Annotated in this window: 11 protein-coding genes and 1 riboswitch; of the genes, 10 read left to right on the forward strand and 1 reads right to left on the reverse strand. The window is 60.8% G+C overall.

The window, feature by feature from the left end; translation table 11 throughout:
• Positions 1-5: 5 nt before the first annotated feature.
• The 6 genes from aruF to astE all read left to right on the forward strand — a co-directional run bounded on the left by aruF (position 6) and on the right by astE (position 6,445).
• On the forward strand, positions 6-1,025 hold the full coding sequence (gene aruF, locus FFI16_RS03675; protein ID WP_017138424.1) for an arginine/ornithine succinyltransferase subunit alpha: 1,020 nt from the start codon (positions 6-8) through the stop codon (positions 1,023-1,025).
• A gap of 49 nt (positions 1,026-1,074) precedes the next feature.
• The gene (gene astA / locus FFI16_RS03680) at positions 1,075-2,100 is read left to right on the forward strand and encodes an arginine N-succinyltransferase (RefSeq protein WP_106576117.1); all 1,026 of its coding nucleotides are present in this window, start codon (positions 1,075-1,077) and stop codon (positions 2,098-2,100) included.
• Positions 2,097-3,566: a succinylglutamate-semialdehyde dehydrogenase gene (gene astD / locus FFI16_RS03685; RefSeq protein ID WP_178112722.1), complete on the forward strand. Its 1,470-nt coding sequence runs from the start codon at positions 2,097-2,099 to the stop codon at positions 3,564-3,566. Before astA ends, astD begins: the two co-directional genes overlap by 4 nt.
• 187 nt (positions 3,567-3,753) lie before the next feature.
• The gene (astB, locus tag FFI16_RS03690; protein WP_138814192.1) at positions 3,754-5,100 is read left to right on the forward strand and encodes an N-succinylarginine dihydrolase; all 1,347 of its coding nucleotides are present in this window, start codon (positions 3,754-3,756) and stop codon (positions 5,098-5,100) included.
• Between the two features lie 38 nt (positions 5,101-5,138).
• The gene (locus FFI16_RS03695) at positions 5,139-5,429 is read left to right on the forward strand and encodes a hypothetical protein (RefSeq protein ID WP_003214319.1); all 291 of its coding nucleotides are present in this window, start codon (positions 5,139-5,141) and stop codon (positions 5,427-5,429) included.
• An 11-nt stretch (positions 5,430-5,440) separates the two neighbouring features.
• Complete coding sequence (astE, locus tag FFI16_RS03700; RefSeq protein ID WP_138814193.1) at positions 5,441-6,445, forward strand: succinylglutamate desuccinylase; 1,005 nt, start codon at positions 5,441-5,443, stop codon at positions 6,443-6,445.
• A 131-nt stretch (positions 6,446-6,576) separates the two neighbouring features.
• Here the strand turns inward: astE and FFI16_RS03705 are convergent, their stop codons facing one another.
• On the reverse strand, positions 6,577-7,086 hold the full coding sequence (locus tag FFI16_RS03705) for a 6,7-dimethyl-8-ribityllumazine synthase (protein ID WP_138814194.1): 510 nt from the start codon (positions 7,084-7,086) through the stop codon (positions 6,577-6,579).
• A gap of 114 nt (positions 7,087-7,200) precedes the next feature.
• Positions 7,201-7,370, reverse strand: a riboswitch (FMN riboswitch).
• Between the two features lie 182 nt (positions 7,371-7,552).
• Here FFI16_RS03705 and ltaE point away from each other — a divergent pair.
• The 4 genes from ltaE (at position 7,553) to csrA (ending at position 13,025) form a co-directional block, all read left to right on the forward strand.
• Positions 7,553-8,557 carry a low-specificity L-threonine aldolase gene (ltaE, locus tag FFI16_RS03710; RefSeq protein ID WP_138814195.1) on the forward strand — a complete coding sequence of 335 codons (1,005 nt, stop codon included), beginning with the start codon at positions 7,553-7,555 and terminating at the stop codon, positions 8,555-8,557.
• A gap of 146 nt (positions 8,558-8,703) precedes the next feature.
• The gene (alaS, locus tag FFI16_RS03715; RefSeq protein WP_138814196.1) at positions 8,704-11,322 is read left to right on the forward strand and encodes an alanine--tRNA ligase; all 2,619 of its coding nucleotides are present in this window, start codon (positions 8,704-8,706) and stop codon (positions 11,320-11,322) included.
• A gap of 97 nt (positions 11,323-11,419) precedes the next feature.
• Positions 11,420-12,661, forward strand: coding sequence for an aspartate kinase (locus tag FFI16_RS03720; RefSeq protein ID WP_056861669.1), 1,242 nt, complete (start codon positions 11,420-11,422; stop codon positions 12,659-12,661).
• A 175-nt stretch (positions 12,662-12,836) separates the two neighbouring features.
• Positions 12,837-13,025 carry a carbon storage regulator CsrA gene (csrA, locus tag FFI16_RS03725; RefSeq protein WP_003175645.1) on the forward strand — a complete coding sequence of 63 codons (189 nt, stop codon included), beginning with the start codon at positions 12,837-12,839 and terminating at the stop codon, positions 13,023-13,025.
• Positions 13,026-13,072: the final 47 nt, after the last annotated feature.

The following is a 13,072-nucleotide window of genomic DNA, read 5'->3' on the forward strand; positions in this document are numbered from 1 at the left end:
ACACCATGCTGGTGATGCGCCCCGCGCAAATGGCTGATCTGGGCGAGGTACAGCGTCTGGCTGCGGACAGCCCGATTGGTGTCACCTCCTTGCCGGACGATGTGGAACGCCTGAGCGACAAGATCGCCGCCAGCGAAGCGTCCTTCGCGGCCGAGGTGAGTTTCAACGGTGAAGAAAGCTATTTCTTCGTGCTCGAAGACACCGAGACCGGCAAGCTTGCCGGCTGCTCGGCCATTGTCGCCTCGGCCGGTTACTCGGAGCCGTTCTACAGCTTTCGTAACGAGACCTTCGTGCATGCTTCCCGCGAGCTGAAGATCCACAACAAGATCCACGTGCTTTCCCAGTGCCACGACCTCACCGGCAACAGCCTGCTCACCAGTTTTTATGTGCAGCCTGCGCTGGTCGGTTCGCCGTGGTCGGAACTCAATTCCCGTGGCCGCCTGCTGTTCGTCGCCAGCCACCCCGAGCGCTTTGCCGACTCGGTGGTGACCGAAATTGTCGGCTACAGCGATGAGAACGGTGACTCGCCGTTCTGGGACGCCATCGGTCGCAACTTCTTCGACCTCAACTACGCCGCCGCCGAGCGCCTGTGCGGGCTCAAAAGCCGCACCTTCCTCGCCGAGTTGATGCCGCACTACCCGATCTACGTGCCGCTGTTGCCGGACGAAGCCCAGGAAGCCATGGGCCAGGTGCACCCGCGTGCGCAGATCACCTTCGACATCCTCATGCGCGAAGGCTTCGAGACCGACCATTACATCGACATCTTCGACGGTGGCCCAACGTTGCACGCGCGGGTTTCGGGCATTCGCTCGATCGCCCAGAGCCGTGTGGTGCCGGTAAAAATCGGCGAGATGGTCAAGGGTGTCGGGCGCCAGTACCTGGTGAGCAACGCGCAGTTGCAGGATTACCGCGCGGTGATGCTGGAACTGGACTACGCGCCCGGCAAGCCCGTGACCCTGGACCTGGAAGCGGCCGAAGCCCTGGGCGTCGGTGAAGGCGCGAGTGTGCGCCTGGTAGCGGTTTAAAAAGAGAGTTTCGCGGGTGGCTGCAAAGCGGCCCGTCTGAGGAGATAGCATGATCGTTCGTCCCGTACGCAGCAGCGATTTACCGGCCCTGATTGATCTGGCGCGCAGCACCGGCACCGGCCTCACCACCTTGCCGGCCAACGAAGAACGCCTGACCCACCGGGTTGGCTGGGCGGAAAAAACCTTCCGTGGCGAAGCCGGGCGTGGCGATGCCGACTACCTGTTCGTGCTGGAAAACGACGAAGGCCGCGTGGTGGGCATTTCTGCCATCGCCGGTGCCGTCGGCCTGCGTGAGCCTTGGTACAACTTCCGGGTGGGCCTCACAGTCAGCGCTTCCCAGGAACTGAACATCTACCGCGAGATTCCGACGCTGTTTTTGGCCAACGACCTCACCGGCAATTCCGAATTGTGCTCGTTGTTCCTGCACGCCGATTACCGCAACGGCCTTAACGGCCGCATGCTGGCCAAGGCGCGAATGCTGTTTATCGCCGAGTTCCCGCAGCTGTTTGGTAACAAGATCATTGCCGAGATGCGTGGCGTGTCCAACGAGGCCGGGCGCTCGCCTTTCTGGGAAAGCCTGGGCCGGCACTTTTTCAAGATGGAGTTCAGCCAGGCCGACTACCTCACCGGCGTGGGCAATAAGGCGTTTATCGCTGAGCTGATGCCCAAGTTTCCTCTGTACAGCTGCTTCTTGTCTGAAGACGCGCGCAATGTGATCGGCAAGGTTCACCCCGACACCGAGCCGGCGCTGAGCATGCTCAAGAGTGAAGGCTTCAGCTACCAGGGCTACGTCGATATCTTCGACGCCGGCCCGGCGGTGGAATGTGAAACCAGCAAAATCCGTGCGGTGCGTGACAGCCAGTCGCTGGTGTTGGCCATCGGCACGCCGGGGGACGACGCTACGCCGTTCCTGATCCATAACCGCAAGCGCGAAGAGTGCCGCATTACAGCTGCTCCGGCCCGGCTGGCGGCAGGCACCTTGGTGGTCGATCCGCAAACCGCCAAGCGCCTGCAACTGGTGGTGGGTGATCAAGTGCGCGCTGTTGCGTTGTCTGCTGCTCGGGAGTCTAAATAATGAATTCGCTGTATATCGCAGGTAGCTGGCTGGCTGGCCAGGGTGAACTGTTTGAATCGCGCAACCCGGTGACCCAGCAGGTGTTGTGGGCCGGCAATGGCGCCACCGCCGAGCAGGTCGAGTCGGCCGTGCAGGCAGCGCGCCAGGCGTTTCCCGGCTGGGCTCGCCGCCCGCTGGAAGAGCGCATCAGTGTGCTGGAAACCTTTGCCGCCGTGCTGAAAACGCGCGCCGATGAAATCGCCCGCTGCATCGGTGAGGAAACCGGCAAGCCGCTGTGGGAATCGGCCACCGAAGTCACCAGCATGGCCAACAAGATTGCCATCTCGGTGCAAAGCTACCGCGAACGTACCGGCGAGAAGAGCGGCCCATTGGGCGACGCCACGGCCGTATTGCGTCACAAACCCCACGGTGTGGTGGCGGTGTTTGGCCCTTACAACTTCCCGGGCCATTTGCCCAACGGGCATATCGTCCCGGCCTTGCTGGCGGGTAACACGGTATTGTTCAAACCGAGTGAACTGACCCCCAAAGTCGCCGAGCTGACCGTGCAATGCTGGATCGAAGCCGGTTTGCCGGCGGGCGTGCTGAACCTGCTGCAAGGTGCGCGGGAAACCGGCATAGCGCTGGCGGCCAACCCAGGCATTGACGGCTTGTTCTTCACTGGCTCCAGCCGCACCGGCAATCATCTGCACCAGCAGTTCTCCGGGCGCCCGGACAAGATCCTCGCCCTGGAAATGGGCGGCAACAACCCATTGGTCGTCGACGAAGTGGCCGACGTGGACGCGGCGGTCTACACCATTATTCAGTCGGCATTTATTTCCGCCGGCCAGCGTTGCACCTGTGCCCGTCGTTTGCTGGTGCCCGAAGGCGCCTGGGGCGATGCGTTGCTGGCGCGCCTGGTGGCGGTGAGCTCGACGATTGCAGTCGGTGCATTCGATCAACAGCCGGCGCCGTTCATGGGCTCGGTGATTTCCCTGGGCGCTGCCAAAGCCTTGATGGACGCCCAGGAATTGATGTTGGCCAATGGCGCCGTGGCGCTGCTGGAAATGACCCAGCCTCAGGCTCAAGCAGCTTTGCTGACCGCTGGCATCATCGATGTGACTGGCGTGACCGAGCGCGAAGATGAAGAGCTGTTCGGCCCACTGCTGCAAGTGATCCGCTACGCTGATTTTGCCGGGGCGATTGCCGAGGCCAATAACACTCAATATGGCCTGGCTGCGGGGTTGTTGTCGGACTCCGAAGCGCGCTACCAGCAGTTCTGGCTGGAAAGCCGTGCCGGTATCGTCAACTGGAACAAACAGCTGACTGGCGCCGCCAGCACTGCGCCGTTCGGTGGTGTGGGCGCCTCGGGCAACCACCGCGCCAGTGCGTATTACGCGGCGGACTATTGCGCGTACCCGGTGGCGTCGCTGGAAACCCCGAGTTTGGTGGTCCCGGCAACGCTGACGCCAGGGGTAACGCTAATCTAAATGTGGATGGGGCCCATGTGGGAGCGGGCTTGCTCGCGAATACGGTGTGTCAGTCAATACATCTGGCGACTGAACCACCGCTTTCGCGAGCAAGCCCGCTCCCACACAAGCCCGCTCCCACAGTTGATTTGTGGTGTGTTCAAGTAATTTGATGCCTATAAAAACAGATGTTCGTGGAGCCTCGCCGATGAAATCCTATGAAGTCAATTTTGACGGTCTAGTGGGGCCGACCCATAACTACGGCGGTTTGTCCTACGGCAACGTCGCGTCCCAGAGCAACAGCCAGCAGTCTTCGAACCCCAAGGAAGCGGCGTTGCAGGGCCTGCAGAAAATGAAGGCCCTGATGGACATGGGCTTTGTGCAAGGCGTGCTGGCGCCGCAAGAGCGCCCGGACGTGGCCGCCTTGCGCAACCTGGGTTTCAGCGGCACTGACGCCCAAGTGATTCAGCAAGCCGCCAAGCAGGCGATGCCGTTGCTGGTGGCCAGCTGCTCGGCGTCGAGCATGTGGGTGGCCAACGCTGCCACGGTCAGCCCGAGCGCCGACACGGCGGATGGCCGCGTGCATTTCACTGCTGCCAACCTCAACTGCAAATACCACCGCAGTATCGAGCACCCGACCACCAGCCGCGTGCTGGGGGCGATGTTCGCGGACGGCAAACACTTCGCCCATCACGCCGCGTTGCCGGCGGTGGCGCAGTTCGGTGATGAAGGCGCGGCCAACCACACGCGTTTTTGCCGTGACTACGGCGAGGCCGGGGTTGAGTTCTTCGTGTTCGGCCGCAGTGCGTTCGACACCCGTTACCCGGCGCCGCAAAAGTACCCGGCGCGCCAGACCCTCGAAGCCTCCCAGGCGGTTGCACGCCTGCACGGCTTGAAAGACGACGGCGTGGTGTACGGCCAGCAGAACCCGGCGGTGATCGATGCCGGCGTGTTCCACAATGACGTGATCGCAGTGGGTAACGGCGAAGTGCTGTTCTACCACGAGGACGCGTTCCTCAATACCGAGCAGATGCTCGCCGAACTACAGGGCAAGTTGGGCAAGCTGGGGGGCAACTTCCAGTCGGTGTGTGTGCCACGCGCCCAGGTCAGCGTCGAGGACGCGGTGCGTTCCTACCTGTTCAACAGCCAGTTGCTGACCCGCGCCGACGGCTCGATGCTGCTGATCGTGCCGGAAGAATGCCGCGCCAACGAGCGTGTCTGGCAGTACCTGCAAGGCCTGACCGCCTCTGGTGGGCTGATCCGCGAAGTGAAAGTGTTCGACCTCAAGCAAAGCATGCAGAACGGCGGTGGCCCGGCGTGCCTGCGCTTGCGCGTGGCCTTGAATGAAACGGAACTGGCGGCGGTGAACCCAGGCGTTATCATGACCGCGCCGTTGTACGAAACCCTGACCCAATGGGTCGACAAGCACTACCGCGACAGCCTGCGTGAAAGCGACCTGGCTGACCCGCAATTGCTGCTTGAGTGCCGGACGGCACTGGATGAACTGACGCAAATCCTTAAACTGGGCTCGGTTTATCCTTTCCAGATCAATTAACGCCACCTCTTTTTACACCCTATGGCTGAGAACTATTTATGACCACCGACACCCTGAAACTGATCCTTGAAGACACCGACGGCACCCAGCTGGAAACCTCCTGCACCCGCGTTGCCGTGGTCTGGCAGGGCAAGGAGATCTGGATCCAGCACGACGGCCGTGGCCAACTGCTGATCGGCGTGGACGTGGAAGAAGGTGACGCTGAATACGCCAACCTGCTGATGCGCCCGCTGGCCACCAACCTGATGAGCCTGCAATTGGAAATGGAACCGGCCGACGTTGAAGGTGATGACGACGATCACGTTCACGGCCCTGGCTGCAACCACTAAGGAAGCTGCTTATGCTCGCCCTCGGCAAACTGCTTGAACTGACCCTCGCCGGTCGCGAACCGGCGCAAAAAATTCAACTGACTGTCGACGGCGTGCAGATGCGCTGGCTCAGCGAAGGCGCGCTTGAAGTGCGCCCGCCGCTGGCATTGGACAACGGCAGCGACCTGCTGCTGTCGTCCGGCATCCATGGCAACGAAACTGCGCCGATCGAATTGCTCGACCGCCTGTTGCATGGCATCGCCCGTGGGGAGATCAAGCCCCGCACGCGTATTCTGTTTCTGTTCGGTAACCCCGAGGCCATGCGCCGCGGCGAGCGTTACCTGGAGCTGGACGTCAACCGGCTGTTCAACGGCCGTCACGAACAAAACATCGGCCCGGAGGCCATGCGTGCCGCCGAGCTTGAGCAGTTGGCTCGCAGCTTCTTCAGCCAGCCAGGCCGTTCGCGCCTGCATTACGACCTGCACACGGCCATTCGCGGTTCGAAGATCGAGCAGTTCGCGCTGTACCCGTTCAAGGACGGGCGCCAGCATTCGCGCCATGAGCTGGCGCGCCTGAATGCTGCCGGTATGCAGGCGGTGCTGTTGCAGAACAAAACTTCGATCACCTTCACCGCGTTCACCTACGAGCAACTGGACGCTGAGGCCTTCACCCTGGAATTGGGCAAGGCGCGGCCATTCGGGCATAACCAGGGCGTGGACGTGTCACGCCTGGAAGCGCGCCTAAAGCAGATCATCGAGGGCAATGAACCCGAAACCGAAAGCCTTGATGGCCTGCAATTGTTTGCCGTCTCCCGCGAAGTGATCAAGCACAGTGATGCCTTCCTGCTGCACTTGCCGGCGGATGTGGAAAACTTTTCGCCGTTGGCCAAGGGTTACCTGTTGGCTGAAGACGTGGCCAAGACCCGCTGGGTCATCGAGGAGGAGGGCGCACGCATCATCTTCCCGAACCCGAAGGTCAAGAATGGTTTGCGGGCGGGGATATTGATCGTGCCGACCACGGATGCTGGCCTGGCTTAAATCTTAAGGCTTGCAGGGATCCAAATGTGGGAGCGGGCTTGCTCGCGAAGGCGTCTGTCAGTCATTTATGTATTGACTGACACTGCGCTTTCGCGAGCAAGCCCGCTCCCACATTGGTTTTGCAGTGTTGCTTAGACCGCTACAGCACGCGGCTCGCTGCGACGGATCGCACGCACCTTGTGCAGCGTGTCGGCGCAAGTGCGCGCGGCTTCCTGGCCTTTATGCACGAAGTGCTCATAGAAGAAGGTGTGGTGCTCGCTGCCGGCGTGGAAGTGATGCGGGGTCAGGGATACCGAGAACACCGGCACTTCAGTTTCCAGCTGCACCTGCATCAGGCCGCTGACCACCGATTGGGCGACGAATTCGTGGCGGTAGATGCCACCGTCCACCACCAGTGCAGCGGCAACGATACCAGCGTAACGGCCGGTCTTGGCCAGCAGCTTGGCGTGCAGGGGCATTTCAAAGGCGCCGCCGACTTCGAAGAAATCGATGTCCGATTCCTGGTAGCCCAGGGCGATCATTTCGGCGAGGAAGCCTTTGCGCGATTGGTCGACAATATCCTTGTGCCAGCAGGCCTGGATAAACGCGACGCGCTCGCCGTGGTGGTTTTTGCTTTTGCTGTCGATTGCGGTGGGTTGCATGTTCTGACTCCTGTTTAAGAAAAAAACAGGGCGTTATGAATCGAATGGGATTTCAAGGGTACGAACAGCGGCGTCATGCAGGCATGAGTTCAGCGCGCGGCCCTTGGGTGCCAATCCCGTTCTCTCTTCATCCGGACTATGACCGTCGGCCCCGGGATCACACCGGGTCTGCTGACCTTGTCGCCGTCCTGCGTGAGCAGTTCGAGGCGCCAAGCGCTCGCGGGCTATGCACATTGCGTGCAATTACCGCCGGTGGGGAATTACACCCCGCCCTGAGAACGTTGCCGCCAGAACCCTGGCGGCGGTGAGTTTTTAACATGGTTTTTCAAAAACTGCACGAGCGTCGTATCGATAAGCTATATCGGTTTGTTTGGTTGGTATTCGATTGAATGCACGTGGGGCTTGATATTGCGTGGCTTTGCCCGCAGTAATCGTCACTACGACAACAAAGTTCAGAGGCCCCCGGATGACCGTCATAGACCTGCGCAGCGACACCGTGACCCAACCCACCCCCGGCATGCTCGACGCGATGGCCACTGCCGTCAGCGGTGATGACGTCTACGGCGAAGACCCGAGCGTCAACCAGCTGGAAGCCGAGTTGGCCAAGCGCCTGGGCTTCGCTGCCGCGCTGTTCGTGCCCACCGGCACCATGAGCAACCTGCTGGCGCTGATGGCGCACTGTGAGCGCGGCGAGGAATACATCGTCGGCCAGCAGGCCCACACCTACAAATACGAAGGCGGTGGCGCGGCGGTGCTCGGCTCGATCCAGCCGCAGCCGCTGGAGGTGCAAGCCGACGGTTCGCTGGACCTGGAGCACGTACTGGCGGCGATCAAGCCGGATGACTTCCACTTCGCCCGCACCCGCTTGTTAGCGTTGGAAAACACCATGCAGGGCAAGGTGCTGCCGCTGGCGTACCTGGCCAAAGCCCGCGCGTTTACCCGTGAACATGGCCTGGCGTTGCACTTGGATGGCGCGCGACTCTACAACGCTGCGGTGAAGCTCGGTGTGGATGCGCGGGAGATTGCCCAGCATTTCGACTCGGTGTCGGTGTGCCTGTCCAAAGGGTTGGGTGCGCCGATCGGCTCGGTGCTGTGTGGCTCTACGGCGCTGATCGCCAAGGCGCGGCGCCTGCGCAAGATGGTCGGCGGTGGCATGCGCCAGGCCGGCTCGCTGGCGGCGGCGGGCCTGTACGCCCTGGATCATCAAGTGCAGCGCCTGGCGGACGACCACGCCAACGCCCAATGGCTGGGGGATGCACTGCGCGACGCCGGCTTTGAGGTGGAGCCGGTGCAAACCAACATGGTGTATGTGCAGATCGGTGATCAGGCCCAGGCGCTGAAGGCCTTTGCCGCCGAACGCGGGATCAAGTTGAGCGCCGCGCCACGACTGCGCATGGTCACTCACCTGGATGTCAGCCGGGCGCAGATGGAGCGCGTGGTGCAGACATTTGTCGAGTTTTCCCGAAAATGATCGTGCAGACCGTCTAATTGACTGTTTCTATCACATAAACACGCTGTACCACCGGCAAAGGGCCGATATAATGCGGCCCTTTGCCGTCGCTCCGTCTGATGATGTTGCGCACTGGCCTTTGGCCGCAGACTCCGTGGAAGAACCTAATGAAAAGCGCAGAAATCCGTGAAGCCTTCCTTCGCTTCTTCGAAGAGCAAGGCCACACCCGTGTAGCCTCCAGCTCCTTGATCCCAGGCAATGACCCAACCCTGCTGTTCACCAACGCGGGGATGAACCAGTTCAAGGACTGCTTCCTGGGCCAGGAAAAGCGCGCCTACACCCGCGCCACCAGCAGCCAGAAGTGCGTACGCGCCGGCGGCAAGAACAGCGACCTGGAAAACGTCGGCTACACCGCCCGCCACCACACCTTCTTCGAGATGCTGGGTAACTTCAGCTTCGGCGACTATTTCAAGAAAGATGCGATCACCTTCGCCTGGACCTTCCTGACCGGCGTGCTGAAGCTGCCCAAGGAAAAACTCTGGGTGACGGTCTACGCGACCGACGACGAAGCCTACGACATCTGGACCCAGCAAATTGGTGTGCCCGTCGAGCGCATGATTCGCATCGGCGACAACAAGGGTGCGCCTTACGCTTCCGACAACTTCTGGACCATGGGCGATACCGGCCCGTGTGGCCCGTGCACCGAGATTTTCTATGATCACGGCGCCGACATCTGGGGCGGCCCACCGGGCTCGCCGGAAGAAGACGGCGACCGTTACATCGAGATCTGGAACAACGTCTTCATGCAGTTCAACCGCACCGCCGATGGCGTGTTGCATCCGCTGCCGGCGCCGTCGGTGGACACTGGCATGGGCCTGGAGCGGATCAGTGCGGTGATGCAGCACGTGCATTCCAACTACGAAATCGACCTGTTCACCAACCTGCTGAGCGCGTCGGCCGCCGCCATTGGTTGCGCCAATGACAACCAGTCTTCGCTCAAGGTGGTGTCGGACCACATCCGTTCGTGCGGCTTCCTGATCGCTGACGGTGTGCTGCCGTCCAACGAAGGCCGCGGCTATGTACTGCGCCGCATCATCCGTCGTGCCTGCCGCCACGGTAACAAGCTGGGCGCCACCGGCAGCTTCTTCTACAAGATCGTTGCCGCGCTGGTGGCCGAGATGGGCGATGCCTTCCCGGAACTCAAGCAGCAGCAGGCCAACATCGAGCGCGTGCTCAAGGCTGAAGAAGAGCAGTTCTCCAAGACCCTGGAGCACGGCCTGAAGATCCTCGAGCAGGACCTGGCTGAACTCAAAGGCACCGTGGTGCCGGGCGATGTAGTGTTCAAGTTGTATGACACCTACGGTTTCCCGATGGACCTGACCGCCGACATCGCCCGTGAGCGCGAGCTGACCATCGATGAGGCGGGTTTTGAGCGTGAGATGGAAGCCCAGCGCGTGCGTGCCCGTTCCGCCAGCTCCTTTGGCCTGGACTACAACACCCTGGTCAAGGTTGACGTGCCCACCGAGTTCACCGGCTACGCGGCGACCGTTGGCGCGGCCAAGATCGTGGCCATCTACAAAGACGGCAAGTCGGTCGACGTATTGAGCGAAGGCGACGAAGCGGTGGTGGTCCTGGACCAGACGCCGTTCTACGCCGAATCCGGTGGCCAGGTGGGTGATTGTGGTTTCCTGAGCTCGACGTCCGGGCGTTTTGAAGTGCGTGACACCACCAAGACCGGCGGCGCGTTCCTGCACCACGGTGTGCTGGTGCTGGGCAACCTGACGGTCGGCGCGCCGGTCGACACTCAAGTCGATGCTGACGTGCGGCATGCAACTGCTTTGAACCATTCTGCCACTCACTTGCTGCATGCTGCGTTGCGCCAAGTGTTGGGTGAGCATGTGCAGCAGAAGGGTTCGTTGGTGGATAGCCAGCGCCTGCGTTTCGACTTCAGCCACTTTGAAGCGATCAAGCCTGAGCAGATCAAGGCACTGGAAGACATCGTCAACGCCGAGATTCGCAAGAACACTGCGGTTGAAACCGAAGAAACCGACATTGAGACCGCCAAGAAGAAAGGCGCCATGGCGCTGTTTGGCGAGAAGTACGGCGACGAAGTGCGCGTACTGAGCATGGGCGGCAGCTTCTCGGTGGAGCTGTGTGGCGGTATCCACGCTAACCGTACAGGCGATATCGGCCTGCTGAAAATCATCAGCGAAGGCGGCGTGGCCTCTGGTGTACGGCGTATTGAAGCGGTCACCGGTGCTGCGGCCCTGGCCTACCTCAATGCGGCTGAAGAACAACTCAAGGAAGCGGCCAGCCTGGTCAAGGGCAGCCGTGACAACCTGATCGACAAGCTGTCGGCCGTGCTGGAGCGCAACCGCGCACTGGAAAAACAGCTGGAGCAGTTGCAAGCCAAGGCGGCGAGCGCAGCGGGCGACGATCTGTCGGCCTCCGCGCTGGACGTCAAGGGCGTGAAAGTGCTGGCTGTGCGCCTGGACGGCCAGGACGGCAAGGCGCTGTTGGCCTTGGTCGATCAGTTGAAGAACAAGCTCGGCCGCGCAGTGATCCTGCTCGGCGGTGTCCATGAGGAAAAGGTCGTTCTGGTTGCCGGTGTAACCAAAGACCTGACTGGCCAACTCAAGGCCGGTGATTTGATGAAGCAAGCCGCTGCGGCAGTGGGCGGGAAGGGCGGTGGTCGTCCGGACATGGCGCAAGGCGGTGGTGTAGACGCAGGCTCCCTGGACGCGGCCCTGGCCCTGACCGTGCCGTTTGTCGAGGCCGGCATTTAAGGCACTGTTAGTGAGCCCATGGTCTAGTCATGGGCTCGTTTGGGTGCTGGAAGATTTGTTTATTGGGCGCCCCTTTACGGGCTGAGGCGGCTTAGAAATGGCTTTGATCGTACAGAAATTCGGAGGCACCTCGGTCGGTTCTGTCGAAAGAATCGAGCAGGTCGCTGACAAGGTTAAGAAATTCCGCGACGCCGGCGATGATCTGGTAGTGGTGCTGTCGGCCATGAGCGGCGAGACCAATCGCCTGATTGATCTGGCCAAGGCAATCAGTGGTGATCAACAGCCGCTGCCGCGTGAACTGGATGTGATCGTGTCCACCGGCGAGCAGGTGACCATTGCCTTGCTGGCCATGGCTCTGAACAAGCGTGGCGTGCCGGCAGTGTCCTACACGGGCAGCCAGGTGCGCATCCTCACCGACAGCGCGCATACCAAGGCACGCATCCTGCAGATCGATGATCAGAAAATCCGCACAGATCTGAAAGCCGGCCGCGTGGTAGTTGTAGCAGGCTTCCAGGGTGTGGACGAGCAGGGCAACATCACCACCCTCGGGCGTGGCGGTTCGGACACCACCGGCGTGGCGCTGGCAGCGGCTCTCAAGGCCGATGAATGCCAGATCTATACTGACGTGGACGGCGTGTACACCACCGACCCGCGTGTGGTGTCCGTGGCCCAGCGCCTGGACAAGATCACCTTTGAAGAGATGCTGGAAATGGCCAGCCTTGGTTCCAAGGTGTTGCAGATCCGCGCGGTGGAGTTCGCCGGCAAGTACAACGTTCCGCTGCGCGTATTGCACAGCTTCAAAGAGGGTCCGGGCACCCTCATTACTATTGATGAAGAGGAATCCATGGAACAGCCGATCATTTCCGGCATCGCTTTCAACCGCGATGAAGCCAAGCTGACGATCCGTGGCGTGCCAGACACCCCGGGTGTGGCCTTCAAGATCCTCGGCCCGATCAGCGGCGCGAACATTGAAGTCGACATGATCGTGCAGAACGTTTCGCACGATAACACCACCGATTTCACCTTCACCGTGCACCGCAACGAGTACGATGCAGCCGAGCGTATCCTGCAGAACACCGCGAGCGAGATTGGCGCCCGTGAAGTGGTCGGCGATACCAAGATTGCCAAGGTGTCGATCGTGGGTGTGGGCATGCGCTCCCATGCCGGCGTTGCCAGCCGTATGTTCGAGGCGCTGGCCAAGGAAAGCATCAACATCCAGATGATCTCCACCTCGGAAATCAAAGTCTCGGTGGTAATCGAAGAGAAGTACCTGGAACTGGCGGTACGCGCGCTGCACACCGCTTTTGAGCTGGACGCGCCGGCGCGACAAGGCGAGTAAGGCAATGCCAGGAAGGCGCGGTTTACCGCGCCTTTCATTTTTTTGTGGGGCGCATGGTCTTTTGCGTGGGCTCGACAATACTTAGGCCGTTAGGGCTACGGCCGTCAGGTTGTAGGCCGAACGCCTTTTTTTTGCAGACTGTTGTTCCTGAACTGAAATGCGTGAGGTGAAAGGTATGCTGATTCTGACTCGTCGTTGCGCAGAAAGCCTGATTATCGGTGATGGCGAAATCACCGTGACTGTGCTCGGCGTCAAAGGCAATCAAGTGCGTATCGGGGTTAACGCTCCGAAAGAGGTAGCGGTCCACCGCGAGGAAATCTACCTGCGGATCAAGAAAGAGAAGGACGAAGAACCAAGCCTTTAATTTTTATCGTTTTTTATGTTTGCAAACGGGGATGAACGTGGTTAATA

Origin of the sequence: Pseudomonas sp. KBS0710, from assembly GCF_005938045.2 — a bacterium.
GTDB lineage: Bacteria > Pseudomonadota > Gammaproteobacteria > Pseudomonadales > Pseudomonadaceae > Aquipseudomonas.